At 52.9% G+C, this 24912-nt stretch carries 27 protein-coding genes; 17 read left to right on the top strand and 10 right to left on the bottom strand.

Annotated features, from left to right (window positions below):
• Nucleotide 1 precedes the first annotated feature (1 nt).
• Entirely contained in the window at nucleotides 2-943 is a 942-nt protein-coding gene (locus Y71_RS06190) for an AEC family transporter (RefSeq protein WP_035888280.1), read from the bottom strand.
• Nucleotides 944-1387: 444 nt separating this feature from the next.
• Here Y71_RS06190 and Y71_RS06195 point away from each other — a divergent pair, with 444 nt between their 5' ends.
• Complete coding sequence (locus Y71_RS06195; protein WP_007370647.1) at nucleotides 1388-2719, top strand: 2-hydroxycarboxylate transporter family protein; 1332 nt, start codon at nucleotides 1388-1390, stop codon at nucleotides 2717-2719.
• A gap of 168 nt (nucleotides 2720-2887) precedes the next feature.
• On the opposite strand, the gene Y71_RS06200 is transcribed toward Y71_RS06195, so the two are convergent.
• The gene (locus Y71_RS06200) at nucleotides 2888-4126 is read right to left on the bottom strand and encodes a FliC/FljB family flagellin (RefSeq protein ID WP_007370648.1); all 1239 of its coding nucleotides are present in this window, start codon (nucleotides 4124-4126) and stop codon (nucleotides 2888-2890) included.
• A 379-nt stretch (nucleotides 4127-4505) separates the two neighbouring features.
• Between Y71_RS06200 and fliD the strand changes: the two genes are divergently transcribed.
• The 3 genes from fliD to fliT are packed head-to-tail and all read left to right on the top strand — an operon-like array spanning nucleotide 4506 to nucleotide 6768.
• Nucleotides 4506-5981 (top strand): flagellar filament capping protein FliD, encoded by a 1476-nt coding sequence (fliD, locus tag Y71_RS06205; protein ID WP_007370649.1) that lies wholly within the window; start codon nucleotides 4506-4508, stop codon nucleotides 5979-5981.
• Nucleotides 5982-6029: 48 nt separating this feature from the next.
• Entirely contained in the window at nucleotides 6030-6437 is a 408-nt protein-coding gene (fliS, locus tag Y71_RS06210) for a flagellar export chaperone FliS (protein WP_007370650.1), read from the top strand.
• A complete protein-coding gene (fliT, locus tag Y71_RS06215) occupies nucleotides 6430-6768 on the top strand; it encodes a flagellar protein FliT (protein WP_007370651.1) in 339 nt (112 codons plus the stop codon). Before fliS ends, fliT begins: the two co-directional genes overlap by 8 nt.
• A 48-nt stretch (nucleotides 6769-6816) precedes the next feature.
• Here the strand turns inward: fliT and Y71_RS06220 are convergent, their stop codons facing one another.
• From Y71_RS06220 to fliE, 8 genes are all read right to left on the bottom strand, one after another.
• Nucleotides 6817-7221 (bottom strand): flagellar protein FlhE, encoded by a 405-nt coding sequence (locus tag Y71_RS06220; RefSeq protein WP_007370652.1) that lies wholly within the window; start codon nucleotides 7219-7221, stop codon nucleotides 6817-6819.
• Entirely contained in the window at nucleotides 7218-9317 is a 2100-nt protein-coding gene (flhA, locus tag Y71_RS06225) for a flagellar biosynthesis protein FlhA (RefSeq protein WP_007370653.1), read from the bottom strand. Before flhA ends, Y71_RS06220 begins: the two co-directional genes overlap by 4 nt.
• Nucleotides 9317-10459, bottom strand: a complete 1143-nt coding sequence (flhB, locus tag Y71_RS06230; protein ID WP_007370654.1) for a flagellar biosynthesis protein FlhB — start codon at nucleotides 10457-10459, stop codon at nucleotides 9317-9319. The genes flhA and flhB overlap by 1 nt, the downstream gene beginning before the upstream one ends.
• A 54-nt stretch (nucleotides 10460-10513) precedes the next feature.
• Entirely contained in the window at nucleotides 10514-11155 is a 642-nt protein-coding gene (gene cheZ / locus Y71_RS06235; protein ID WP_007370655.1) for a protein phosphatase CheZ, read from the bottom strand.
• Between the two features lie 3 nt (nucleotides 11156-11158).
• On the bottom strand, nucleotides 11159-11548 hold the full coding sequence (gene cheY / locus Y71_RS06240) for a chemotaxis response regulator CheY (protein WP_007370656.1): 390 nt from the start codon (nucleotides 11546-11548) through the stop codon (nucleotides 11159-11161).
• 49 nt (nucleotides 11549-11597) lie between these two features.
• Nucleotides 11598-12644, bottom strand: coding sequence for a protein-glutamate methylesterase/protein-glutamine glutaminase (locus Y71_RS06245; RefSeq protein WP_035942102.1), 1047 nt, complete (start codon nucleotides 12642-12644; stop codon nucleotides 11598-11600).
• Nucleotides 12645-12649: 5 nt separating this feature from the next.
• Complete coding sequence (locus tag Y71_RS06250) at nucleotides 12650-13486, bottom strand: chemotaxis protein-glutamate O-methyltransferase (protein WP_007370658.1); 837 nt, start codon at nucleotides 13484-13486, stop codon at nucleotides 12650-12652.
• A 145-nt stretch (nucleotides 13487-13631) separates the two neighbouring features.
• Nucleotides 13632-13967, bottom strand: coding sequence for a flagellar hook-basal body complex protein FliE (fliE, locus tag Y71_RS06255; protein ID WP_007370659.1), 336 nt, complete (start codon nucleotides 13965-13967; stop codon nucleotides 13632-13634).
• Between the two features lie 240 nt (nucleotides 13968-14207).
• Between fliE and fliF the strand changes: the two genes are divergently transcribed.
• From fliF to fliR, 13 genes are all read left to right on the top strand, one after another.
• Entirely contained in the window at nucleotides 14208-15854 is a 1647-nt protein-coding gene (gene fliF / locus Y71_RS06260) for a flagellar basal-body MS-ring/collar protein FliF (protein ID WP_035888291.1), read from the top strand.
• The gene (fliG, locus tag Y71_RS06265) at nucleotides 15851-16837 is read left to right on the top strand and encodes a flagellar motor switch protein FliG (RefSeq protein WP_007370661.1); all 987 of its coding nucleotides are present in this window, start codon (nucleotides 15851-15853) and stop codon (nucleotides 16835-16837) included. The genes fliF and fliG overlap by 4 nt, the downstream gene beginning before the upstream one ends.
• On the top strand, nucleotides 16824-17537 hold the full coding sequence (locus Y71_RS06270; RefSeq protein ID WP_035888293.1) for a flagellar assembly protein FliH: 714 nt from the start codon (nucleotides 16824-16826) through the stop codon (nucleotides 17535-17537). The genes fliG and Y71_RS06270 overlap by 14 nt, the downstream gene beginning before the upstream one ends.
• Nucleotides 17534-18889, top strand: a complete 1356-nt coding sequence (fliI, locus tag Y71_RS06275; RefSeq protein ID WP_007370663.1) for a flagellar protein export ATPase FliI — start codon at nucleotides 17534-17536, stop codon at nucleotides 18887-18889. The genes Y71_RS06270 and fliI overlap by 4 nt, the downstream gene beginning before the upstream one ends.
• Nucleotides 18890-18900: 11 nt before the next feature.
• On the top strand, nucleotides 18901-19347 hold the full coding sequence (gene fliJ / locus Y71_RS06280) for a flagellar export protein FliJ (RefSeq protein WP_007370664.1): 447 nt from the start codon (nucleotides 18901-18903) through the stop codon (nucleotides 19345-19347).
• 1 nt (nucleotide 19348) lies between these two features.
• Complete coding sequence (locus tag Y71_RS06285) at nucleotides 19349-20551, top strand: flagellar hook-length control protein FliK (protein ID WP_007370665.1); 1203 nt, start codon at nucleotides 19349-19351, stop codon at nucleotides 20549-20551.
• 148 nt (nucleotides 20552-20699) lie between these two features.
• Nucleotides 20700-21203 carry a flagellar basal body-associated FliL family protein gene (locus Y71_RS06290; RefSeq protein ID WP_007370666.1) on the top strand — a complete coding sequence of 168 codons (504 nt, stop codon included), beginning with the start codon at nucleotides 20700-20702 and terminating at the stop codon, nucleotides 21201-21203.
• 5 nt (nucleotides 21204-21208) lie between these two features.
• Nucleotides 21209-22213, top strand: a complete 1005-nt coding sequence (gene fliM / locus Y71_RS06295; protein WP_007370667.1) for a flagellar motor switch protein FliM — start codon at nucleotides 21209-21211, stop codon at nucleotides 22211-22213.
• Nucleotides 22214-22220: 7 nt separating this feature from the next.
• Nucleotides 22221-22625, top strand: a complete 405-nt coding sequence (fliN, locus tag Y71_RS06300) for a flagellar motor switch protein FliN (RefSeq protein ID WP_007370668.1) — start codon at nucleotides 22221-22223, stop codon at nucleotides 22623-22625.
• Nucleotides 22625-23020: a flagellar biosynthetic protein FliO gene (gene fliO / locus Y71_RS06305; protein WP_007370669.1), complete on the top strand. Its 396-nt coding sequence runs from the start codon at nucleotides 22625-22627 to the stop codon at nucleotides 23018-23020. The genes fliN and fliO overlap by 1 nt, the downstream gene beginning before the upstream one ends.
• The gene (gene fliP, locus Y71_RS06310; RefSeq protein ID WP_050998879.1) at nucleotides 23017-23778 is read left to right on the top strand and encodes a flagellar type III secretion system pore protein FliP; all 762 of its coding nucleotides are present in this window, start codon (nucleotides 23017-23019) and stop codon (nucleotides 23776-23778) included. The genes fliO and fliP overlap by 4 nt, the downstream gene beginning before the upstream one ends.
• A gap of 13 nt (nucleotides 23779-23791) precedes the next feature.
• Nucleotides 23792-24058, top strand: coding sequence for a flagellar biosynthesis protein FliQ (gene fliQ, locus Y71_RS06315; protein WP_035942105.1), 267 nt, complete (start codon nucleotides 23792-23794; stop codon nucleotides 24056-24058).
• A gap of 2 nt (nucleotides 24059-24060) precedes the next feature.
• Nucleotides 24061-24840: a flagellar biosynthetic protein FliR gene (fliR, locus tag Y71_RS06320; RefSeq protein WP_007370672.1), complete on the top strand. Its 780-nt coding sequence runs from the start codon at nucleotides 24061-24063 to the stop codon at nucleotides 24838-24840.
• Nucleotides 24841-24912 lie beyond the last annotated feature (72 nt).

A 24912-nucleotide genomic window follows, 5' to 3' on the forward strand; every position in this document is an offset into this window, starting at 1 on the left:
CTCAAGAAATCAAGTAGATCATCACGCCCTCAGTTAATACGCCGATCGCAGTGCCAATAAGAATGGAAGAGGATGCGGATTCGATATAAGTGTCGCTGCGCAGGGCGAACATTCCCGCAGCGATAGCAGAAGGTGTTGCACCAATAATCACGACCTGCTGCATTAAGGTGTGGCTCAGGCCAAATGCCAGCCCGGCAACTGCCATCATGGCGGGTTGGATCAGATTTTTGATGCTGATATTGGTAAAGGTCTGGAGATTCAGAGACGGGCGCTCACCGTAAAACAGCAGACCGAGGGCAAACAGCGACAGACCACCAGCAATTTTGCCAACCATCTCAATCGGCGCACTCAACAGATGCGGTAACTGCACACCGGCCAGGCTCAGCACCACACCGGATACGGGGATCCAGACAATCGGGTTACGCACCGCCCGCAGTAAATTCTGCATAATCAGTTTGCCCGGATGTAGCGTTTCAATGTCGCTATCTTTATCGCCCATGCGGATTAAGATAATGGTCAACGGAATCATTAAAACGCTGGTGACTAAATTGCCAATTAGCACACCTAAAAATCCTTCCGGCCCAATCAGCACGGCCAGTACCGGCGCGCCAAAATAGGCCATATCAGGAAAAGCGCAAACCAAAGACTGTATTGCGCTGGTCTTGATATCATGACGAAAAACGTAACGCGACAGGATCAGCGTCAGTAAATAAGAGCCCATCAGACCAATTACCAGCACAGCCATAAACGAGAAGTTTTTGATTTTGTCCGGGTTGGTGTTCAGTGCTCCGATAAAAAGATGAAAGGGTAATGCAAAGCGAATCACCACTGTCGCTAATACAGTGGCATCCTTACGGTGCGTATACCCTAATTTTCCACTTAGCCACCCTAGTAACATGATAAATACTAAAGGGAATAAAGATTGTAGGAGTAGTGAAGGCATAAAATGTCCTGTTTTTGTTTTATTTAAATAGTTTTCAGGCAGGAACTCTATCTATCGTATTTACTTCCAAAGGTGATTAGAATCACACTTCGTGTGTTTTAATTAGTTTCAAAAGGAATACTTTAATTAAATGGAAAGATTGAGGTGCTAAGTTTATATTTTCATTAGAAGAATCTAATGCATGTATCTGCGCAATTATTTTATTTACGAATAGCCTGTTTAAGTTATTTAAATGTGAATTACTACGGCACTCACAAATTCAATAAGCAGTAACTATTGCTCACTTTACAGGCCGAAGATTATGTTATTTATTCAATCATAACTTCCTGGTGGCAATATTTATTTTGTTGGCTTTATTTTTTCAAGCATTTTATCCTATTACGAATAACCCAGCGGTTATTCCTGACCCACTGTTAATTATTAATAGCGAATCAGGTGAAAATAATGAAAGATAATCCTCTCTCTTCCTCTGTTGACGCATCCCCTGCGGGTGCACAACTCTCGCGCCTGCACGGGCTTGAAGTCGGCGCCGTACCCTTGCTGCTCTTTATCGGTATCGCTTCGATTGTCGCCATTTCAGCTATCGCAGGTTTATTGCCGAAAAACATGATTGGCGGCCTGGCGGTGATCATGACGCTTGGTTTTGCCTTTGCCAAAATAGGCCGTATGTTGCCGGTGCTGAAGGACGTCGGTGGGCCAGCAATATTGTGCCTGATGGTGCCCTCGGTACTGGTCTATTTTGGTCTGTTTGAAGCGCATACGTTAGCCACCGTCCATCTGCTGATGAAAGAAGCCAACCTGCTTTATTTTGTTATTGCCTGTCTGGTGGTTGGCAGCATTCTCGGCATGAACCGGGTGATCCTGATCCAGGGCATGATCCGCATGTTTGTGCCCCTGGTGGCCGGTACTGTGGTCGCGGTGCTCGCCGGGCTGCTGGTAGGAACATTATTTGGCTACACGCCGTATCACACCTTTTTCTTTATCATCGTGCCTATTATCGGCGGTGGGATTGGCGAAGGCATATTACCGCTGTCACTGGCCTATTCCGCCATTCTTGGGCAAACCCCGGATGTTTATGTTGCCCAACTGGCACCCGCGGCAGTGGTGGGCAATATCTTTGCCATTATCTGCGCTGGCGTGCTGGCGCGTATAGGAATGCGCCGTCCTTCCCTGACCGGTAACGGTATGCTGATCCGCAGTGATGAGGATAACCGCGTCTTCGCACAGACGCAGGAGGCGCAGCATACCGATTTTCAACTTATGGGCGGCGGGCTGTTGATGATATGCGCCTTTTTTATCGTCGGCGGGTTATTTGAAAAACTGGTGCATATTCCTGGTCCGGTGCTGATGATCCTGATTGCCGTACTGTGCAAGTACGCACAGGTGATCCCCAAATCCATGGAGCAGGGCGCGCACAGTTGCTATAAGTTTGTTTCCGCAGCATTAGTCTGGCCGCTGATGATTGGTCTCGGCATGCTTTATGTGCCGCTGGAAAGCGTGGTCGCGGTATTCTCTGTCGGCTACGTTATTGTGTGCGGCTCCATCGTCATTGCTATGGCGCTCAGCGGTTATTTCATTGCCACAAAGTTAAATATGTATCCGGTCGAGGCGGCGATCGTCACCAGCTGCCATAGTGGCCTCGGCGGTACGGGGGATGTGGCGATCCTCTCAGCATCCAACAGAATGGCATTGATGCCCTTCGCGCAAATCGCCACCCGCATTGGTGGTGCTTCAACGGTCATTTTTGCCACCTTGTTATTAAGCTGGCTCGTCTGAACCACAGGCCCGCAGTCCGGCTGCGGGCGCATCGGATTACGACGATAACGCAAGTTTGAATTCGTTCTTCTCATCTAAGGGATCAGACGAAAAAGAAGAGTTGTAAGGAAAGGGCAAAAAAAAACCGCCCGGAGAGGGCGGTCTTTGGCTTCGGCTGAAAAGCGCGAATTAACGCAGCAGAGACAGGACGTTCTGCGGAACCTGGTTAGCCTGTGCCAGTACAGAAGTACCCGCAGACTGCAGAATGTTCGCACGGCTCATTTCAGAAACTTCAGAAGCGAAGTCAGCATCCAGGATACGTGAACGAGATTCAGACAGGTTGTTAACGGTGTTGTTCAGGTTGCTGATTACAGAATCGAAACGGTTCTGTACCGCACCCAGACCGGAACGCAGTTCGTCAACCTGAGCCAGCGCTTCGTCGATTTTGGTCAGCGGATCTTCAGTTGCCTGAGCGGTAGAAACTGCTTTACCGGAATCAGTCACAACGCCAGCATCGTCAACGGTTGCAGCGGTCAGCGCGCCGTTAGCATCTTCAACATAGTAGTTGCCTTCGCCGTCAGTTTTCAGGGTACCGGTGATACCAGAAACGTCCGGAGCTTTGTCAAACATAACGGCGTCGCCAGCTACGCTGTTGCCCATGGTAACACCTGTTGCAGCAGTGCTAGCGGAGTCAAACGTTACAGCACCCGTTGCATCAGTCGTTGCGAGGAAGTAGTCGCTACCAGATTTAACGTAGATGTTACCGTCGTCACCCTCAACAACGTCATCAGCAGCTTTGCCAGCAGCGTCAGTATCCGTGATGGTGGATACATCGTATTTAGCACCGGTATCAACTTTAACGGTGGTCGCATCAGTCAGGGTGCTTGCGTCAACGCCGTTAGCGATGGTGAAGTCGTCCATACCCAGAGTAGAAGAGTCCATCTGGTTCAGCTGGATATCGATAGTCTGGCCGTCGTTAGAACCCACCTGGATAGACAGAGTCTGATCTTTGCTCAGTACTTTCACGCCGTTGAACTCAGTCTGTTCAGAGATACGGTTGATCTCGTCCAGACGTGCGTTGATTTCGTCCTGGATGGACTGACGGTCAGAATCAGAGTTGGTGCCGTTCTGCGCCTGTACAGACAGACGACGGATGTTCTGCAGGTTATCGTTGATTTCGTTCAGCGCGCCTTCAGTCGTCTGTGCGATAGAGATACCGTCGTTGGCGTTACGGGAAGCCTGGCTCAGACCGTTGATGTTCGCGGTGAAGCGGTTAGAAATTGCCTGACCTGCTGCATCGTCTTTCGCGCTGTTAATACGCAGACCAGAAGACAGACGCTCAATAGCGGTACCCAGAGAGCTCTGAGATTTATTCAGGTTGTTCTGTGCAACGAGGCTGAGGGCGTTAGTGTTAATAACCTGGGACATGTTTATTCCTTAATACTCTATAGTTCACATGGATTATGGTTATGCGTAAGTTGTCTCGCATACTAAATAAATCGGCCCTTCAAAAAAGGACTGAAATTTTTTGCTGCGGAAAGATTTGTTGAATAGCTGAAGGGAATTTCAGGAAACAATGACTTAGCTATTTTTTAGCTGCTATTTCAGCCGATTCTGATATTGAAGATATGAATTGCGCGCACAACTGACGTTATATTCCCTTATCGATTTAGCGAATTTTCTCTGTAGCGCTGAGTTTTTTCTTTCTTCTATATAGTTCCTTTATTAAATATTCATCTTTTTATTTCCCAGGCCGATTGGTTAATAGAATTCACTCAACAAAATGACCTTTCCGACCGGAGACGAAATGGGAATATCATCATTAGGTGTAGGTACTGGCGGGATCGATACGGCATCAATGCTGGAACAGCTGAAGGCCGGTGAGCAATCGCGTTTAACACCCTATACCAAACTACAGAACAGCTATAAGTCGCAGATTTCAGCATGGGGTAAGATCTCCAGCCTGCTGTCGAATCTGCAAAAAAGCGTTACCACCATGGGTTCTGATGCTTTTAATAAAATGAACGTCAGCGCCAATGAAGCCTTTACTGCCGTTGCTGGCAGCGGCGCGCAGGCGGACAGCCATTCGGTGACCATTTCACAGCTCGCGACGGCACATAAACTGAAAACCCAGCCGGAAGCCAGCGCAGATGACATGCTGGGCGAAACCACCGGCGGCAGCCGTACAGTGACGATCACGCAGAATGACGGCAAGACCATGGAAGTGGAGCTGGCGGATGATGAAACCTCACTGAACCAGATTGCGAAAGCGATCAATAAAGAGAAGGGTGATGTTACCGCTTCCGTACAGCGTACCGATGATGGCTATCAGCTGGTACTGAGTTCGAAAAAGACCGGCTCCGATGGCGAAATGACCGTCAGTGTTGATGGTGATAATACGCTGGCGGGTGTGCTGAACACCTCCGGCGGCGGCCAGCATATTAATGATGACGGCTCCGTGGCTGCCGATGGCGGCGCAAACGACAATATGATCGCCGTTTCCGATGCCCAGGACGCCAAACTGCGCGTCGATGGTTCTGACTATACGCGCTCCAGCAACAACATCAGCGACATCATTGACGGCGTGACGCTGAATCTGAAAAAAGTGTCGGAAAACGGCGAAGCTGAGCAGTTGACGCTGACCTCGGATACCTCGGCCATCAAAACCAGCCTTCAGGATTTTGTTAAGCAATACAATGCGCTGCTTACCGAGACTACCGCAGACAGCAAATATGTCGCGGCGGATACCTCCAGCCTGGGCGATGAAGAAGTGGCAACGCAAAACTCCGGCAGCGGCTCGCTGGTGGGGGATTCCACGCTGCGCAGCCTGGTCAGCCAGGTGCGCTCCACCGTCAATGGCGTCTACGGCGATGCCGGGGCAGATTACGGCTCGCTGGCGGATTTAGGCATCAAGATTGATTCGGCAACCGGCCAGATGACGCTGGATGAAGACACGCTGGATGAAGCGATTGCCGATAATCCGGAACAAATCAGCCTGATGTTCTCCGGCCGTGGCGACAGCGAAGGGCTCTCTTCGGCGCTGGGCTCCATCATCACCAGCTACGTTGGCGATTCGAAGACCAAAACGGACGGTTTGATTAAAACCACCACCGACAGCCTGGAATCGCAAACTAAAATTGCGCAAACCCAGATCGACAAGACGCAGAAGCTGATTGACGCACAGGTCGAACGTTACCGTGTGCAGTTCCAGAACCTCGACACCATGATGTCGAATCTGAACAACATGAGCAGTCAGTTAACGTCATTGCTTTCAACCCTCTAATTTTTCATTGCGCAGGCCCGCCGCGGCCTGCCAACAGGAGTGACAAACATGTATGCAGCACAGGGGAGCCAGGCGTATGCGCAGGTGGGTCTTCAAAGTAAGCTCTCTGGCGCCACGCCGCACCAGTTAATTTCCATGTTGTTCGACGGCGCGCACAGCGCGATTCTGCAAGCCAATATCTATTTTGAGAATGGCAACGTTGCCCAGCGTGGCAAGATGATCTCTAAGGCGATCAATATTATTGATAATGGTTTGCGCGCTGCGCTCGATCACGAAAAGGGCGTACACATTGCCGCAGAACTGGAGCAAATGTACGAATATATGTCGCGGACATTATTAGAGGCGAATCTGCGTAACGAGCCGGAGAAATTAAAGCACATCGATGCGCTGTTAATGAAACTGGCCATGACATGGAAAGAGATCGAACCAACACAACGTCGGGTGAATTATGGGTGAGGTGCTGCCAAAAATTATCGTTGAATTATACGAGATGAATTTAACGCTGCTGGATATGGCAGCGAAAGAAGAATGGGACCTGCTTGCCGAAATGGCCGCTGGCTATATGCTGAAAAAGCAGGACATTATGGAAGTCAGCGCCGATGATCTATCTGTTGCGGAAAGAGAAAACCTGAAAATGGTATTAAAGCAGATGGTCGAAAACGAGGGTGAAATAACCCGGAAATTGCAGGCGCGCCTTCATGTTCTGAAACAGAATCTGTCCTCAATACATCGTGGAACCACGCTCAGTAAGCTTTACTCCCGTCAGCAAACCTCTTCAATACATTAAACAAATAAGGCCATCAGTAATTAACTTACTGATGGCCTTATTCTTTTTTTAGCGGTAGTTAACGATTAACTGTTGGTTGACCACATTCAGGGCGGGTCGTAACGGGCCGCGCTTATTCACTGTGTAAATAAAGCGAAATTCACCCGTTGCGGAGAGCGGAAAAGTGATGCTGCGTTGCCCGGCCAGGGAAGGCAGCCGTAAGCAGCGATCGCGACGGCACAGCTTGATTTCCAGCCCTGGCGGCGGCGCCAGCAGCGTAATACGCCATGAAACACGGGTAACCTTTGCCGACGCCGGGATCGCAGAAGGCGAGCTTAACGCTCGCCCGCGTACGATCTGCTTGCCGGTGCGGGTGCTACCACCCGCTGCCGTATCGCTCCAGGAACCGCTGGAAGGTGCGGCATTCGCTGGCAATACCAGCGCCATGCCCAAAATAGCAGCGGCAGGTATCATGAATGTGTACCGATTACGGTGGTCATTTGCACCGTTTTGTTGCTGCTGATTTCCAGCGTTGACATGACTGCCAGCTGCGGGAAGGCGCGGCGCAGGAAGCGTGAAACCATCAGGCGCAGCCCCGGATTCACCAGCAGTACCGGCGAAATGCCCAGCGCTTGCTGGTCGGTGATGGCGCGTTCGGCCTGCTTCATCAGATTTTCGGCAATACCCGGTTCGATCGCGCTGCCGTTCTGGCGAGCCTGAATCAACAGTTTTTCCAGCGTGGTATCCAGACCAATCACCTTGATGTCGTTATCCGTGCGGAACCACTGCGCCGTAATGGCGCGGCCCAAACGGATGCGCACCTGCGCGGTCAGTTCGTCCGGATCGTTTTGTAGCGGAACATGTTCGGCCAGCGTATCGATAATGGTGCGCATATCGCGGATAGAGACGCGCTCGGCCAGCAGATTCTGCAACACTTTGTGGAACAGCGTCAGGGAGATCACGCCAGGGATCAGATCTTCAACCAGCTTCGGCATCTCTTTATTAATGCGCTCCAGCAGTTGCTGTGTCTCCTGGCGGCTGAACAACTCTTCCGTATTCAGCGAGATCACGTGGTTAAGATGCGTGGCGATAACGGAACCCGGATCGACCACGGTATACCCCTGAATCTGCGCCTGCTCGCGGAAGACTTCGTCGATCCAGCACGCTGGCAGACCAAACGCCGGATCTTCGCACGGCGTACCCGGCAATTCACCTTCGGCGTAGCCAGGGTTAATCGCCATCCAGCGTTCCGGTTCGATCTCGCCGCGGCCAATCTCAACGCCTTTCAGCAGAATACGGTACTCGCCTGGCGCCAGATCGAGGTTGTCGCGAATATGGATCGGCGGCGGCAGGAAGCCCATATCCTGGGCAAATTTCTTACGGATACCGCGCACGCGGATCAGCAACTGACCATCCTGCGCGCTGTCCACCAGTGGGATCAGGCGATAGCCGACTTCCAGCCCCAGCACATCTTCCATTTCCACATCGGCCCATGAGGCTTCTGCAGAGGCCTGATCGTTGGCAGCCTGCGCGGCTTTATCATTATCTTCACGCGTGACGTTACGGGCAGGCGCTTGCATCTGACGACCGCGCATCCACCATGCCAGCCCCAGCAGAACGGCGGTAAACAGCAGGAAGACGACGTTCGGCATCCCCGGGATAAGCCCCAGCAGACCAATCACCCCAGCGGAAAGCAGCATCACTTTCGGGTTGTTAAACAACTGTCCGACCATCTGCTCGCCGATATCCTGCTCGTTGGACACGCGGGTAACAATAACGCCTGCGGCGGTAGAGATAATCAGCGCCGGGATCTGGGCAACAAGGCCGTCACCGATAGTCAACAGAGTGTAGGTTTCACCGGCTTCGCCGACGCTAAGCCCATGCTGAAGCACACCGATGGCCAGCCCGCCGATGACGTTAATCGCCATAATCAGCAGCCCGGCGATGGCATCCCCGCGCACGAATTTACTGGCACCGTCCATTGAACCGTAGAAATCGGACTCCTGCGTCACTTCATTACGACGGCGTTTCGCTTCGGCTTCACCAATCAGCCCGGCGTTAAGATCGGCATCAATCGCCATCTGTTTGCCCGGCATGCCATCCAGCACAAAGCGCGCGCCCACTTCGGCGATACGCCCGGCACCTTTGGTGATCACCATAAAGTTAATGATGATCAGAATGGCGAAGACCACGATACCGATGGCAAAGTTACCGCCCACCAGGAAGTGGCCGAACGCTTCCACCACGCGCCCGGCAGCGGCAGCGCCGGTGTGTCCTTCCATCAAAATGATACGCGTAGAGGCGATGTTCAGCGCCAGGCGTAGCAGAGTGGAGAACAGCAACACGGTAGGAAACGCAGAAAATTCGAGGGTTTTCTGCGTAAACATCGCCACCAACAAAATCATCAGTGACAGCACGATATTGAAGGTAAACAGCGTATCCAGCAGGAATGCCGGCAGCGGCAGTACCATCATCGCCAGAATCAGCATGATCAGTACCGGACCAGCCAGAATTTGCCACTGTGTCTCTTTAAATGCGGGTAAACGTAATTTACTGGCGATACTGGCCATTAGTTTCTCTCATTTGCAAAATCCATCGACTCAGGAACCGGAAGATCCCTGGGCTGTACAGGCGGAACTCCGCCAGAGGTGCGCCACCGCCGCAGGCCGTAGACCCAGGCGAGAACTTCTGCAACAGCGCTATAAAGCTCGCCGGGGATCTGTTCGCCAATCTCACAGTGGCGATACAGAGCGCGGGCAAGCGGCGGCGCTTCAAGCATCGGAATGCGATGTGCAGCGCCCAGTTCACGAATTTTTAGTGCAACTTCGCCCGCGCCTTTCGCCAGTACCGTTGGCGCACTCATCCCGCCTTCTTTGTAAGAGAGCGCGACGGAGTAGTGCGTCGGGTTGTTAACGATGACATCGGCTTTCGGTACGTCCGTCATCATGCGATTACGGGCGGCTGCGCGTTGCATCTGCTTAATGCGCCCCTTAACGTGCGGGTCGCCTTCCTGCTGTTTGAACTCGTCGCGGATCTCCTGACGGCTCATACGCAGTTTTTTCAGGTTGCTGGTGATCTGGTAAAACACGTCGTAACCCATTACCGGCAGCAGGAAGAAAATCACCATCAGCAGGCAGTCAAAAATCATGCCGATGGCGCCGCTCACTGCGGTCGGGAATGAGGCGTTAACCAGTTGAATAAAGTGCGGTCGGTTGTTGTAGACGTACAACGCAAACCCGCAACCGGCCAGCGCAACTTTCAGGCAACCTTTCAACATCTCTGACAGCACCTGCGCCGAGAACATGCGTTGCAGCCCTTTCATCGGCGACATGCGCGCCAGGTCCACTTTCAGCGACTTGCCGCTGAAGTTCACGCCGCCCAGCAGCATGGGAGAGAGCAGCCCGGTGATGAATAACCCCAGCAAAATTGGCAGCAGCCCGCTGGCCATCATCGAGAACAGGTAACTGGCCTGCTGAAGCATGGAACGGGGATCCGTCACCGGTAGCCTGTTCAGCATCAGTCCGCTATGCAGGATCTGCATCAGGTTATGGGCAAAATGTTGCCCCCCGGATAACAACAGCGCCCACCCGGCCAGCAACATCAGCAGCGAACTCAGCTCTTTCGAACGCGGAATTTGCCCCTCTTCACGCGCTTTTTGTCGTCGGTGGGGTGTGGGTTCTTCTGTTTTTTCTACATCACTTTCTTCGGACATATTCTCTGCCGCTGGCCTCCCGTTAGTGCCTCATCCCGGTGGGTGAGGCGGTCATCAGAAACCCAGGCTATCGAGCAGATCATCGACCTGATCCTGGCTGGCGACGACGCCGGTTTTGTTCTGGTCGATTTGCGGGCCGTTCATCAGCGTCGTATCAACCTCTTTCAGACCGCTGACGTCCTCCGGCAGGTACTCCAGCAGCACCAGAATCAGCTCTTTTTCGACGCTTTCGATAAGCGACATCATGCCGCGAATTACCTGGCCGGTAAGATCCTGGAAATCCTGCGCCATCATGATTTCCATCAGTTGGTTGTTGGTATTGCGTGCAAGGTCCGGCGTTCTGGCGAGGAAGCTGCGGGTGTCCGCCACCAGTTCGCGTGCATCGGCTAATTCCACCGGCGCGGCAAACCAGCCGTCCCAGCGAGCAGTCAGTTGCTCCGCGCGTTCGCCCAGTTCGTCCTGTAAAGGACGTGCCTGTTCGACGCTGGTCAGTACGCGCTCGGCGGCCTCGGCGGTTTTACCGACGACATAGTCCAGACGTTCGCGTGCATCCGGGATAGCTTCTGCCGCTTCGGCAATGGTGCGATCTAGCCCAAGATCAACCAGGCTGTCGCGTAACAAACGGGCCAGGTGGCCAACGCGCGAAAAGAGATTTTTAAAATCATCTGTCGATTGTGTTTGTGCCATCTTGTCCATCGATTACCACCCAAGCTTTTCAAAAATTTTGTTGAGCTTCTCTTCCAGCGTCGCCGCCGTGAAAGGTTTCACGACATAACCGCTGGCGCCCGCCTGGGCGGCGGCAATAATGTTTTCTTTCTTGGCTTCAGCGGTGACCATCAACACGGGCATTTTGCTGAAAGCGGCATCGTTACGAATTTCCGTCAGCAGCTGTAAGCCATCCATGTTGGGCATATTCCAGTCGCTGATGACGAAATCGAAGGTGGCGGCGCGCAGTTTGTTCATTGCATCCAGGCCATCTTCTGCCTCTTCGACATTATTGAACCCTAAATCTTTCAACAGGTTGCGAACAATACGGCGCATCGTGGAGAAATCATCGACCACTAAAAAGCGCAAGTTGGTATCTGCCATAATTTTTTATTTCCAGGTTAAGTCATTGAACGGTGAGAGAAACCAGGGCTCAGACTCTGCGAGCCCGGGAGACAGCATGGTTGAGAAGTTGCTGGCTAATCTGGTCGAGGTCGGCGATATCGCAGGCGCCGCCGAGGGCAATCGCTTCTCGCGGCATGCCGAATACCACGCAGGTTCGCTCGCTCTGCGCGACAGTCCACGCGCCCGTCTGGCGCATCGCCAGTAACCCTGCGGCGCCATCGTGGCCCATACCAGTGAGGATGGCGCCAAGGGCATTTTTACCGGCGCAGCGTGCAACAGAGTGGAACAACGCATCCACCGACGGACGGTGGCGGTTAATGGGCAGACCGTTGTTCAGCGCAATCTGGTAGTTTGCACCGCTGCGCTTCAGCTCCATGTGAAACCCGCCCGGCGCAATGTACGCATGACCAGGCTGCACGCGCTCGCCCTCGGTCGCTTCACTCACGGAAATCTGGCACAAGTTGTTCAGGCGGTCGGCAAATGAGCGGGTAAATCCTGGCGGCATGTGTTGGGCGATAACGATGCCCGGGCAACCCTGCGGCATCGACATCAGGATCTGGCGCAGCGCTTCGGTGCCACCGGTTGATGAGCCAATCGCAATGATCTTATCGCTGCCTGCGCGTGGTGCCTGAATCACTCGCGGTGCGGTCGGTTGTCCTTCGCGGCGACGAACCTGCGCTTTGGCCGCCATACGAATTTTGTCGGCAATCATCTCGCTGTATTGCCCCATACCGTCATGCAGCCCCATCGACGGCTTGGTAATAAAATCTACCGCCCCCAGTTCCAGCGCGTTCAGCGTAATATCGGAGCCTTTGCTGGTTAATGACGAGAGCATCACCACCGGCATCGGACGCAGGCGCATCAGACGATCGAGAAACTCCAGCCCGTCCATGCGCGGCATTTCGACATCCAGCGTCAGTACATCCGGGTTGTGTTGCTTGATCAGATCGCGGGCGATAATCGGATCCGGCGCCGCCGCGACCATCTCCATATCCGGTTGCTCATTGACCATCTGCGTCAGTATCCTGCGCATCAGAGACGAATCATCAATGCACAACACCTTAATCTTGTTCATAATTTTTACTCTGCGATGCGGTAGACGGATTGCCCAAGCAGACGGAATGGGCTGTTAGCGCTGTTAAAATGTTCCGAGTGCCCCAGAAACAACAAGCCATCGGGTTTGAGCATTTTTGCGAAGCGCATGACCAGTTTTTCCTGCGTTTTATGATCGAAATAAATCATCACGTTACGGCAGAAAATGGCGTCAAAATTGCCCTGGATGTTCCACTGCGGATCGATCAGGTTCAGTTGGCGGAACTGAACGGCATGGCGTAATTCATCTTTGATTTTCACCAGCTCTTTCTGCGCGCCGGTACCACGCAGGAACCAGGTTTTCTTCTGCTGTTCGCTCAGGCTGTCGATATCCGCCAGGCGATAAACGCCCTGACCGGCCTTTTCCAGCACATCGGTATCAATGTCGGTTGCCAGTACGCGCGGGCCGGTAATGCTGCGGCCCAGCGTCTCTTCCAGCGTCATGGCGATGGACCACGGTTCTTCACCGGTCGAGGCGCCCGCACACCACACGTTGTACATACCGCCTCTGGCCTGCGCATGGCGCGCCAGGATCGGAAAGTGGTACGCCTCGCGAAAAAAAGAGGTCAGATTGGTGGTTAATGCATTAATAAAGACTTGCCATTCATCGCTCTCCGGATTGGCGACCAGCAAATTGATGTAATCGGTAAATCCCTTCAGTTCCAGCACGCGAATGCGTCGCGACAGGCGGTTATAAACCATGTCGCGTTTTTGTGGAGTAAGAACAATGCCTGCACGTTGATAAATCAGCGCGCTAATTCTTTCTATTTCATTGTGCGTAAGTTGTTTCTGACCAGACTGATTGGCTTCGGTTGCGGTGTTCATAATGTTCCAGTTATTTATCATAATAAGCGGTAGTACCCCTGCCGGGTTTTCAGCGATGCTCAGGTACGCAGCAAAATAATCAGTTATTAATAAGATGAAACGGAATAGTTAATTCATTTCGTGGTTATTAAGATAATGGCCGGTATTAAACCGGCATGTTCATTATTTCCTGATAGGCATTAACAAGTTTATTTCTTGCCTGCACACCAATATTTAATGCCAGAGAAGATTCCTGCATGGAAACCATTACGTCGTTCAAACCAATGCCTTCGACGCCTGACAGATAGCCTTCCGCCTGGGTTTTGGCATGGTTTTGCATTTGGCTAATTGAATTTACGCTGTTAAATAAAATATCTGAGAAGGATGGATTATTCTCAGTGGTTTTAGCAGAAGCAAATGGATTCAGCGAAGACGCGCCGGTAATTTGACGAGTTTGGCTCTGCATCTGCTCCAGTATGCTGCTGCTCATATTTATTGACATAACAAACACCTTTCTATTAATTGCGGCAATCCTAACATGTGGTCAGACAACAACATAATGTGAAAAGCTGACACAAGTTTCAGCTTATCAGCACTTAAGAAACATCGCATTTTGTAGATAATACGCAACCAGGAAATATCCTGCGAAATATCGATTTACTACTTTATTACATACGCGAAACGCTGAGCCGCTATAGGGTTTCATTTATATAGCCTCCTTTCACTGTCACAGGAAATTGGCATGCTTGCCACGAACAACGGTAATAAAAAGAAAGGCATCGATGATATTAAAACGATGCTTGAAAATATCTGGCGCAATCCCAGAATCATTTTTTTCATCGCTGCTGCGGCGGCTATTTCTGTTGTGATTGCATTGATGTTCTGGGCAAAAGAGCCGGACTTCCGCATCTTATACAACAACATCAGCGAGCAGGACGGCGGCGAGATCGTCACCCAGCTGACGCAGATGCAGATACCTTATCGTTTTGCCGAGCATGACGGTTCTATTCAGATCCCGGCGGACAAAGTCTATGAGGTGCGCCTGAAGCTGGCGCAGCAGGGGCTGCCGAAAGGCGGTTCTGTCGGCTTTGAACTGCTGGATCAGGAAAAGTTTGGTATCAGCCAGTTTAACGAACAGGTTAACTTCCAGCGCGCGCTGGAAGGCGAACTGTCACGCACTATCGAGACGTTAGGTCCGGTGCGTACCGCGCGCGTTCATCTGGCCATGCCGAAGCCATCGCTGTTTGTGCACGATAAAAAACAGCCGTCTGCTTCCGTAACGTTGAATCTGCTCAATGGCCGTAAGCTGGATGCCGGGCAGGTCAGCGCGATCACCTTCATGATCTCCAGCGCAGTGCCGGGGCTGAGCGCCGATCGCGTTACTATCGTCGATCAAAGCGGACATCTGATGACGCAGAGTGGCGAGCAGGCCACGCAAACCACGCAGTTGAAATATACCCGTAAAGTGGAATCCGAATATGAGCACCGTATTCAGGCGATCCTTGCGCCGATCGTCGGCGCGCAGAATGTCAGAACGCAGGTCACGGCGCAGATCGATTTTACTCAGCATGAGCAAACTGCCGAGCAGTACCAGCCCAACAGTCGGCCTGAAAACATGGCCATCCGCAGCCGTCAGAGCAGCAATGCGGAGCAGGGCGGTAAAAACAGCGTCGGCGGCGTTCCGGGGGCGTTAAGCAACGAGCCGCCTGCGGCGGTTACCGCGCCGATCGACCAGCCAGCCAATGGCCAGGGCGGGACAACGACCACCACGCCTTACAACAAGCAGAACGATGAAACCACCAACTACGAGCTGGATAAAACGCTGACGCACATCAAGCGTAATACCGGCACGGTGCAGCGCCTCTCTGTCGCGGTGGTGGTGAATTACGTGGCGGATGGCAACGGTAAAACCATCGCGTTGACCAAAGCGCAGCTTGATCAGGTGAATGGTCTGGTCAAAGAGGTGATGGGTTACTCCGACAAACGTGGCGATACCCTCAACGTCGTCAATACCCCGTTCACCGATGCAGATACGGAAGCTCCCGTACCGCTGTGGAAACAACCTGACTTCATTAAGTTGCTGCTCTCCGGCGCGCGTTACCTCTTTGTGGCGCTGATTGCCTGGATCCTGTGGCGTAAAGCGGTTCAGCCGTTCTGGATCAAGCATCAGGAGCTGCTGCTGCATCGTCTGGAGCTGGAAAAAGAAGCTCGTCAGGCGGAGATGGAAGCACAGCAACGTCAGAAACAGCACCACGAGACTGCAAAAGCACAGCAGCGCATGGAGACCGAACAGGAAACCCAGCACCTGCGCAAGATTGCCGAGCAGGAGCCGCAGATTATCGCGCTGGTTATTCGCCAGTGGCTGAATAAGGAAAAGAAATCATCATGAATGCCGCCGAGAAAAGCGCTGTCCTCATGCTAACGCTCGGTGACGAGCGGGCTGCGGAAGTCTTTAAGCACCTTAACACCCACGAAGTGACGATGATCAGTAGCGCCATGGTCTCCATGGGCAGCTTCACCCATGAACAGCTTTCGTCCGTGGTCCGCGATTTCCGTCGCGACTCCGGCGAGTATGCTGCGCTGGATGTCAACACCAATGAATACCTGCGTAGCGTGCTGGTGAAAGCGTTGGGCGAGGAGCGTGCCAACGCGCTGCTGGAAGATCTGCTCGACTCGTCAGATGGCAGCAACGGGATTGAGACGCTCAACTTTATGGAACCGCAGATGGTCTTCGATCTCATCCGTGATGAGCATCCGCAGATCATCGCCACCATCCTTGTTCACCTGAAACGCGGCCAGGCTGCCGATGTGCTGGCGAACTTCGATGAGCGTGAACGTAACGACATTATGCTGCGTATCGCCACGTTTGGCGGCGTACAGCCGGTTGCGTTGCAGGAACTGACCGAAGTGCTCAACTCGCTGCTGCACGGTCAGCATATCAAGCGCAACAAGATGGGTGGCGTTCGTCCTGCTGCGGAGATCCTCAACCTGATGAAATCGCACCAGGAAGATGCGGCCATTGCCGCCGTGCGCGAATTCGACCAGGAGCTGGCGCAGAAAATCATCGACGAAATGTTCCTGTTCGAAAACCTCGTCGAGATGGAAGACCGCAGTATTCAGCGCATCTTGCAGGATATCGACGGTGAATCGCTGATTGTGGCGCTGAAAGGCGTTGACGACGTACTGCGCGACAAGTTCTTCCGCAATATGTCGAAACGTCAGGCCGATATCATGCGCGATGATCTGGCTTCCCGCGGGCCGGTGCGTATGTCGCAGGTCGAAACGGAACAGAAAAACATTCTGCTGGTGGTGCGTCGTCTTGCCGAGAGCGGCGAAATCGTGATCGGTGGAGGCGACGATGCCTATGTCTAATACGCAATGGCTGGCGTGGAAACCGGAAAACCTCCTGCACGATGAGAGCAGCGCAGAGCCTGAATTCCGTCCGACGAGCGCCACAACCGATCCGGCAACAGAAGCCGCCATGCAGGTTGAGTTGTCCCGTCTTCGCCAGCAGGCCGAGAAGAAAGGTTATGCCCAGGGCCAGACGCGCGGTATCGAAGAGGGCAAAGCGCAGGGTTATGACGAAGGGTTCCAGCAAGGTCTGCAAGAGGGCATTGCGCAGGGGCTGATCGAACAGCAACAGCGTCAGCAGGAACAGTTAGCACAGCTTGTGCAACTGATTGATAATTTTAACATTACCCTCGATAGCCTCGACAGCGTAATGACCTCGCGACTGGTGCAGGTGGCTTTAATGGCGACGCGCAGCATGCTGGGTGAAAGCGCGCTCACGGCGAATGCGCACCAGTGGCTGATGACGCGTATTCAGCAACTGCTGAATGAAGAGAGCTTAAAGCAGGGCAGTGTGCAACTGTGGGTCAGCGATAAAGAACCGGAAAGCGTGTTACAGCAACTGAAAGCCATTGTTGAGCCGCGCGGCTGGGAGCTCTGCCCCGATACACAGATGCTGCCTGGCGGCTGCCGGATCTCAACCGACAGCGGCGATCTCGATGCCAGCGTGGAAACCCGCTGGAATACGCTCTGTACCCTGAGCCGCGAGGAGTTTTCCTTATGACGGCGCGGCTGAAAACATGGCTGGATGGTATCGCGCGCGCTGAACAGCGAATGTCAGCGCTACCGCCGTACCGTCAGTATGGCCGCCTGACGCGGGCTACCGGGCTGGTGATGGAAGCGGTTGGCTTAAAGCTGCCCATCGGTACGTTGTGCATTGTCGAACGTGACAGCGAAGAGGGCGTGCAGCGCGTCGAGAGTGAAGTGGTCGGTTTTAGCGGTAACGTGCTCTATCTGATGCCGCTGGAAAACGTGGAAGGTGTACTGCCGGGCGCGCGCGTCTATGCGCACGGCGGCGATACCAAAGGCAAGCTTTTACCGCTGGGGCCGGAGCTGCTCGGCCGCGTGCTGGATGCCAGTGCCCGTCCGCTGGATGGCCTTCCTGCGCCCGGCTCTTCCGAAAGAGGCCCGCTGTTTACCGCGCCGTTTAACCCGTTGCAACGCGATCCGATAAAAACCGTGCTGGATGTCGGCGTGCGGGCGATTAACGGCCTGCTGACTGTCGGTCGCGGCCAGCGTATGGGGCTGTTTGCCGGTTCCGGGGTAGGGAAGAGCGTGCTGCTCGGCATGATGGCGCGCTTTACCAAAGCGGATGTCATCGTGGTCGGGCTGATTGGCGAGCGTGGCCGCGAAGTTAAGGACTTCATCGAAAATATCCTCGGCAAAGAGGGGCTTAAACGCTCGGTCGTTATTGCTGCGCCAGCAGATGTATCGCCAATCCTGCGTATGCAGGGCGCGGTGTACGCCACGCGCATTGCGGAGGATTTTCGCGATCGCGGGCTGGATGTGCTGCTGATTATGGATTCACTCACCCGCTACGCGATGGCGCAGCGTGAGATTGCCCTCGCCATTGGTGAACCACCTGCCACCAAAGGCTATCCGCCTTCTGTGTTTGCGAAATTACCGGCGCTGGTGGAACGCGCCGGGAACGGCACGCAGGGCGGCGGCTCGATCACGGCGTTCTATACCGTGTTAACCGAAGGCGACGATCAACAGGATCCGATTGCCGACTCTGCCCGTGCGATCCTCGATGGCCACGTGGTGCTGTCGCGCCGTCTGGCGGAATCGGGCCACTATCCGGCGATTGATATTGAAGCCTCCATCAGTCGTGCGATGACCGAATTGATTGAACCGGGACACTATAAAAAAGTGCGACGTTTCAAACAGATGCTCTCTGCTTATCAGCGCAACCGCGATCTGATTAGCGTGGGCGCTTATGCCGCAGGCAGCGATCCGCTGCTGGATCAGGCGATTGTGCAGTACCCCAAAATGCAGGATTTCCTCTGCCAGGGGATACATGAGTCCAGCGAATATGAGGCGTCATATAACGCGCTCTCTACGCTCTTTCCGGAATAAGGCAGGAACGAATGGCAAAACCGGGTCCGATGGATCACCTCCGTGAGTTAGCAGAAAAAAAGCTCAATGACACGGCAATCAGGCTGGGCAGCGCGCAGCAGAGTTATGTACAGGAAACTTCTCGCCTGGAGCAGCTTCACACCTACGCGCACGAATACCGTCAGCAGTTGCAGGATTCGATTCGCACCAGCAGTGTTTCGATTCTCAGCTTGCAGACGCAGCAGAATTTTCTCGCTTCGCTGGATGGCGTTGTGGCGCAGCAGGTGAGACGCGTTTCCGTCAGCCAGCACAAGGTTGACAGTGAGAAAGATGCCTGGAAACAGGATAAGCGGCGTTTGAATGCGTTCCAGACACTGAAAGATCGTGCCGACAAGCAGCAATTATTAAAAGAGAACCGGCTGGAGCAAAAAATGATGGATGAATTTGCTCGCCGGGCAGCCAGCCAGAGGCAGTTATAAGATGATTATTCAACAACCTGTGACCTCCACCAGCGGGAATAGTGGACAACAAACGGCGTCGATTTCTGCCCCGCAGGATGATCGCTTCTCGACGGAGCTGAAAAAGAAGCTCTCCGCTGATAAACCGCAACAGAGAGATGAAAAAGATCCCTTGCCGCAAGGGATCAAAAAGAAGCCCGCGACAAAAGAGTTACAGCTGGCGGATTTGCAGGGTGACGCCGCGCAACTGAATCCGTTACCTGCTGCGATCGCGCCGGATAACACGTTGCCGTTACCGCCAGTGGTGCCGGTGACGCTGCCGCAGGAACTGTTGCCTCAGGAGCCTGCCCTGCAAGCGGGCCAGCAAGAGATTTCAGCCGTGCAGGATTCTGCAGCACTGGTCGCCGCAGCACCGGGCAGTGAGCTGAGCGGTGAGATGTCGGCGGATATCCCACAAAGCAGTGCCACGTTGCTGAGCGACGCACTGCCGAAACTTCCACCGCAGGAGAGCGGCATGTCGCCGCTGGCGACGACGCTGCACATTGCCAAACCGGCAGCCGCAAAAACGGCTGAGGTGCCGGTTGAGAAACCGGTAACGGCGGAGAGCGCAGAGGCGGCGAAAACCGCTGAGGCTGCCGCACAGCCGGTTGCCACTAGCGAAAATATCGCTGCGAAACCGCACTCTGCCTTAACAACGGAGCCGATTCAGTACGCGCATCCCGCCCACGTCAGTACGCCTGTCAGCCAGCCGGTGACGGCGGTGCCGGGCGACAAAGTGGTTACCGGCGCGCTGCAAGCTGAAGTGGGAACGCCCGCCTGGCAGCAATCGCTGGGCCAGCAGATTGCGGTGTTCACCCGTGATGGCGTTCATCATGCGGAGCTGCGTCTGCATCCTGAGGATCTGGGATCGTTGCAGATTAGCCTGCGTTTAAATAACGATCAGGCGCAACTGCACTTTGTTACCGGCGATCATCAGGTACGTGCCGCGCTGGAGTCCGCGATGCCGCATCTGCGCACGCAACTGCAGGAATCCGGCATCCAGCTTGGGCAGAGCAGCGTTGGCGCCGAAAGTTTCTCCTCGACCGGCGATGCGCCATCGGGTGAGCATTCCGGGCAAGGAAAGTCTGAGAAAGAGTCGTCCGAAATGGCCATTTCCGCGCCGGAAGAGCGCATTTCAACACCGCGTACGCTGATATATTCCAGCGGAATCAATACTTTTGCCTGATATTATTGCCTTAAATAGTAAGTTACTGGCAATAATTTCAGCTTATCAATGAATTGTACTTGGTGGGTGCTGTATTACTATATTCGCATCCCATCAAGTCCGGCAAATTGCTGAATCTTGATTTATTTTTTACAGAGCTAATCATTAAATGTCGAAAAAGAAATTATCTGCTAACAGCGGGAAGCGTTCTCTGCTGCTGACTCTGCTCACCTTATTAATTGCCGTTGGTATCTGTGCGGTTGCGACATATTCTTATATTGAAATTAAAAAGCTGAATTCACAGATCGCCAATATGAAAGGCCCAAATGAATCTGCGGCACACGAAGAGAATATTGTTCCGGTGTATGAAGATCTCGAAGCTTTTACCGTCAGCCTGAAACCAGATAGCCATGGCGACGATCGTGTTCTGTATATTGGTTTGACCTTGCGCTTGCAGGACGATAAATCGAAAGCCATTCTCGTTGAAAACCTTCCGGATGTACGTAGTCGTTTGGTGGTGCTTTTTTCTCAACAGTCAGCCGAAGATCTTATCAGCGATGACGCAAAGAAAAAACTTTCTGAAAAAATAATGGCTGTGGTGAGTGAACCACTGTCAGGAAAAAAACGCGTGATGGTAAAAAGCGTATTGTTTAATGCATTTATCTTACGGTAGTGATTATGTCTGATAGCCTTTTATCTCAGGATGAAATTGATAACCTGCTGAATGGTGGCCCTAATGCTGGCAACAGTAGCATCGAGGCTATGTCATCATTAACCGCAGCCGATAATATTAAACCTTATGATCCTAATACGCAGCGCCGTGTTATTCGTGAACGTCTGCACTCATTAGAGATTATTAACGAACGATTTGCCCGCCAGTTTCGTATCGGGTTATTTAACATCCTCCGTCGTGGCCCGGATGTCACCGTCGGTAATATCAAGATTCAGCCTTACCATGAGTTTGCACGTAATTTGCCGGTAATGACCAACCTGAATCTGATGAACATGCATCCGCTGCGCGGTACGGCACTGTTTGTCTTCTCGCCGAACCTCGTGTTCATGGCGGTGGATAACCTGTTTGGCGGCGATGGCCGTTTCCCGACTAAAGCCGATGGTCGCGAATTTACGCCGACAGAACAGCGCATTATCCAGCGCATGCTGGCGATGGCTCAGGAAGCGTACGATTACGCCTGGCGTTCGATTTACAAAATCAAAACGGAATATGTGCGTTCGGAATTGCAGGTGAAGTTTACCAATATTACCTCTTCACCTAACGATATTGTGGTTACCACGCCTTTCCATGTTGATATTGGTTCGCACAGTGGTGAATTACAAATTTGTATGCCGTTCAGCATTATTGAGCCGCTGCGCGAATTATTAACCAATCCGCCGCTGGAAAATTCACAGCAGGAAAATAATCAGTGGCGCAGTTCACTGGCAACGCAGGTTCGGGATACCGAACTGGAACTGGTGGTGAAATTCGCCGAAATTTCGACTCGTCTTTCCAGAATTATGAGTCTGAAACCACAAGATATTATTCCTCTGGATAAACCAGAAGATGTCGGTGGTTTTGTTAATGATGTGCCTGTTATGTCAGGTAAATATGGCTTTGCCAATAATCAATATGCCATCCGGGTCGAATCTCTGATGGATTCAATATTATCAGCGTTTAAGAAGGAGTGATCGTCACATGAGCGATATTGAACAATCTGCTGGTGCAAAAAAATCATCACTTGACGATCTTTGGGGCGACGCGATGAGTGAACAGTTGACCGCAGAAAACGGTACGGCCATGCAATCTGCAGAAAAAGAAGATGTTGTGGTGAATTTTACTGACGATTTAAATCTGGTGCTTGATATCCCGGTGAAAATGACCGTGGAACTCGGGCGCACGAAAATGACAATTAAAGAGCTGTTAAGACTTAGCCCAGGTTCCATTGTTTCTCTGGAAGGCCTGGCGGGTGAGCCGCTCGATATTTTGATTAATGGTTATTTAATTGCTCAGGGCGAGGTGGTTGTCGTTTCCGATAAATTCGGGATTCGTATTACCGACATTATTACCCCTTCTGAGCGCATGCATCGGCTGAGCAGATAATGAATACCGGGACGCTGAATACTGTTGCGCCGCATACCACAGAAGCGGCGACCTTCCCGATTTCCATGGGAAATATCGTTGGCTCACTGGCGCTGGTGCTGGTGATGATTGTGGCGGTTGCGTGGATCCTCCGTCGCACTGGCGTGGTTTCTCGCGTCGCTAAAGGCCATAACCTGCTGGCAGTGAAACACAGCCAGAGTATCGGTTCGCGTGAGCGGCTGGTGGTGGTTGAGGTTGATGATAAATGGCTGTTACTGGGGGTGACGCAACAAAGCATCACGCCTCTGATGACGATGGAAAAGCAGGAGAGCAGCACGGCCATGCCGGTGGTTTCTGATTTTCAGGCTTCTTTGCTCCGGTGTTTTAAACAGCGCGCCGCCAGGAGCCAGTCATGAAAAACGTCTCTCGTCTGACATCCAGAGTGATTGGCCTCGGTGCTGTGCTGGCAGGGATCCTGCTGCCAGCGCACTTCGCCTGGGCGGCAAATAACGACATCATGCTTACCCATTCCGCGAATGGCGAAAGCTGGTCTCTGCCGGTGCAAACGCTGGTGTTAATGACCTCGCTGACGTTTTTACCTGCGGTGTTGCTGATGATGACCGGGTTCACCCGCATCGTGATTGTGCTCGGTCTGCTGCGCAACGCACTCGGCACTGCCAGTACGCCGCCTAACCAGGTGCTGCTGGGGCTGGCGCTGTTCCTGACTTTTTTCGTGATGTCGCCGGTTGCTAACCGCATCTATGACGAAGCCTGGTTGCCGCTGTCGCAGGACAAAATTTCCATGGAAGTGGCATTGCAGAAAGGGTCGCAGCCGCTGCGCGCCTTTATGCTCAAACAGACCCGTGAAACGGATTTAGCACTCTTTTCCCGTATTGCGAAAGCCGCTGAATTTAATACGCCAGAGGATGTTCCGATGAGCATTCTGGTGCCCGCGTTCGTGACCAGCGAACTGAAAACTGGCTTCCAGATTGGTTTCACAATGTTCATCCCGTTCCTGATTATCGATCTGGTGGTAGCAAGTATTTTGATGGCGCTGGGAATGATGATGGTTCCCCCGGCGACAATTTCTCTGCCGTTCAAGCTGATGTTGTTTGTGCTGGTGGATGGGTGGCAACTGATTATCGGTTCGCTGGCAGACAGTTTTTTCCGCTAAGTGAGAGAAGAGAATGACTCCGGAAAGTGTAATGTCGTTGGCGTTTCAGGCCACCAAAGTTGGGCTGCTGGTTGCTGCGCCTTTATTGTTAGCCGCACTGGCTGCGGGTCTGATTGTCAGTATTTTGCAGGCGTCGACACAGATCAACGAAATGACCCTGTCGTTTATTCCCAAGATCCTGACGATTATTGTGGTGCTGATTGCCTGTGGGCCGTGGATGCTGGCGACGCTGGTGGATTATATGCACGGTTTGTTTAGCTCGCTTGCCAGCCTTCGTTAACAATGCTTACGCTCTCTCTGGCCAGCCTGTATCCGTATGTAAATCATTACTTTTGGCCGTGCCTGCGCATTCTCGCGCTCCTGGGCACCGCGCCGATTTTCAGTGAAAAACAGATCAATGCGCGCATCAAAATTGCGCTGGCGCTGGTTTCAACCTTCTTAATTGCGCCGCAGTTACCCGATACAGGCATTGCGATTGCCTCGCTGGATGGCCTGATGGCTGGTTGCCAGCAACTGATCATCGGCATCGCGATTGGCTTCTCCGTACAGTTGATTTTTGTCGCGGTACGCCACGCCGGTGAGTTGGTCGGTATGCAAATGGGGCTGTCGATGGCGATGGTCTACGACCCGAGCGGCGGTACCAATATGCCGGTGGTGGCCCGCCTGCTGAACCTGTGCGTGACGCTGCTGTTCCTCGTTTTCAATGGTCACCTCTATCTGCTGGAAGTGGTGGCGAGCAGCTTCAACGCGTTCCCGGTCAGTGCCGCGCCGATGGGCGCTACGGGAATGATGGAGATCGTCCGCGAGGGTCGCATGATCTTTCAGTACGGTTTTATGCTCGGTCTGCCGGTCATTACTTTGCTGCTGTGCCTCAACCTCACGCTGGGGTTGCTGAACCGTCTGACACCGCAACTTTCTATTTTTATCGTCGGTTTTCCCGTCTCGCTGACTGTCGGCATGGTCGCCATGTCGCTGGTGATGTACACGCTTGCCCCCTTCTTTGAAAACATGATGGCGGGCATTTTCGACACTCTTTTCATCATTCTGAAAGGGTTCGGTTAACACACGCAGGAACAATGAGCCCTGCGTTTTTTTGACAACCTGCGTTCACATGAGGTGACGTAAAAACAGGCC

The sequence above is a fragment of the Kosakonia radicincitans DSM 16656 genome (assembly GCF_000280495.2).
Lineage (GTDB): Bacteria > Pseudomonadota > Gammaproteobacteria > Enterobacterales > Enterobacteriaceae > Kosakonia > Kosakonia radicincitans.

Bases quoted from the DNA above. Each gene is read 5' to 3' on its own strand.
- Y71_RS06190 (WP_035888280.1), bottom strand. From the start codon at position 943: ATGCCTTCACTACTCCTACAATCTTTATTCCCTTTAGTATTTATCATG.
- Y71_RS06195 (WP_007370647.1), top strand. From the start codon at position 1,388: ATGAAAGATAATCCTCTCTCTTCCTCTGTTGACGCATCCCCTGCGGGT.
- Y71_RS06200 (WP_007370648.1), bottom strand. From the start codon at position 4,126: ATGTCCCAGGTTATTAACACTAACGCCCTCAGCCTCGTTGCACAGAAC.
- fliD (WP_007370649.1), top strand. From the start codon at position 4,506: ATGGGAATATCATCATTAGGTGTAGGTACTGGCGGGATCGATACGGCA.
- fliS (WP_007370650.1), top strand. From the start codon at position 6,030: ATGTATGCAGCACAGGGGAGCCAGGCGTATGCGCAGGTGGGTCTTCAA.
- fliT (WP_007370651.1), top strand. From the start codon at position 6,430: ATGGGTGAGGTGCTGCCAAAAATTATCGTTGAATTATACGAGATGAAT.
- Y71_RS06220 (WP_007370652.1), bottom strand. From the start codon at position 7,221: ATGATACCTGCCGCTGCTATTTTGGGCATGGCGCTGGTATTGCCAGCG.
- flhA (WP_007370653.1), bottom strand. From the start codon at position 9,317: ATGGCCAGTATCGCCAGTAAATTACGTTTACCCGCATTTAAAGAGACA.
- flhB (WP_007370654.1), bottom strand. From the start codon at position 10,459: ATGTCCGAAGAAAGTGATGTAGAAAAAACAGAAGAACCCACACCCCAC.
- cheZ (WP_007370655.1), bottom strand. From the start codon at position 11,155: ATGGACAAGATGGCACAAACACAATCGACAGATGATTTTAAAAATCTC.
- cheY (WP_007370656.1), bottom strand. From the start codon at position 11,548: ATGGCAGATACCAACTTGCGCTTTTTAGTGGTCGATGATTTCTCCACG.
- Y71_RS06245 (WP_035942102.1), bottom strand. From the start codon at position 12,644: ATGAACAAGATTAAGGTGTTGTGCATTGATGATTCGTCTCTGATGCGC.
- Y71_RS06250 (WP_007370658.1), bottom strand. From the start codon at position 13,486: ATGAACACCGCAACCGAAGCCAATCAGTCTGGTCAGAAACAACTTACG.
- fliE (WP_007370659.1), bottom strand. From the start codon at position 13,967: ATGTCAATAAATATGAGCAGCAGCATACTGGAGCAGATGCAGAGCCAA.
- fliF (WP_035888291.1), top strand. From the start codon at position 14,208: ATGCTTGCCACGAACAACGGTAATAAAAAGAAAGGCATCGATGATATT.
- fliG (WP_007370661.1), top strand. From the start codon at position 15,851: ATGAATGCCGCCGAGAAAAGCGCTGTCCTCATGCTAACGCTCGGTGAC.
- Y71_RS06270 (WP_035888293.1), top strand. From the start codon at position 16,824: ATGCCTATGTCTAATACGCAATGGCTGGCGTGGAAACCGGAAAACCTC.
- fliI (WP_007370663.1), top strand. From the start codon at position 17,534: ATGACGGCGCGGCTGAAAACATGGCTGGATGGTATCGCGCGCGCTGAA.
- fliJ (WP_007370664.1), top strand. From the start codon at position 18,901: ATGGCAAAACCGGGTCCGATGGATCACCTCCGTGAGTTAGCAGAAAAA.
- Y71_RS06285 (WP_007370665.1), top strand. From the start codon at position 19,349: ATGATTATTCAACAACCTGTGACCTCCACCAGCGGGAATAGTGGACAA.
- Y71_RS06290 (WP_007370666.1), top strand. From the start codon at position 20,700: ATGTCGAAAAAGAAATTATCTGCTAACAGCGGGAAGCGTTCTCTGCTG.
- fliM (WP_007370667.1), top strand. From the start codon at position 21,209: ATGTCTGATAGCCTTTTATCTCAGGATGAAATTGATAACCTGCTGAAT.
- fliN (WP_007370668.1), top strand. From the start codon at position 22,221: ATGAGCGATATTGAACAATCTGCTGGTGCAAAAAAATCATCACTTGAC.
- fliO (WP_007370669.1), top strand. From the start codon at position 22,625: ATGAATACCGGGACGCTGAATACTGTTGCGCCGCATACCACAGAAGCG.
- fliP (WP_050998879.1), top strand. From the start codon at position 23,017: ATGAAAAACGTCTCTCGTCTGACATCCAGAGTGATTGGCCTCGGTGCT.
- fliQ (WP_035942105.1), top strand. From the start codon at position 23,792: ATGACTCCGGAAAGTGTAATGTCGTTGGCGTTTCAGGCCACCAAAGTT.
- fliR (WP_007370672.1), top strand. From the start codon at position 24,061: ATGCTTACGCTCTCTCTGGCCAGCCTGTATCCGTATGTAAATCATTAC.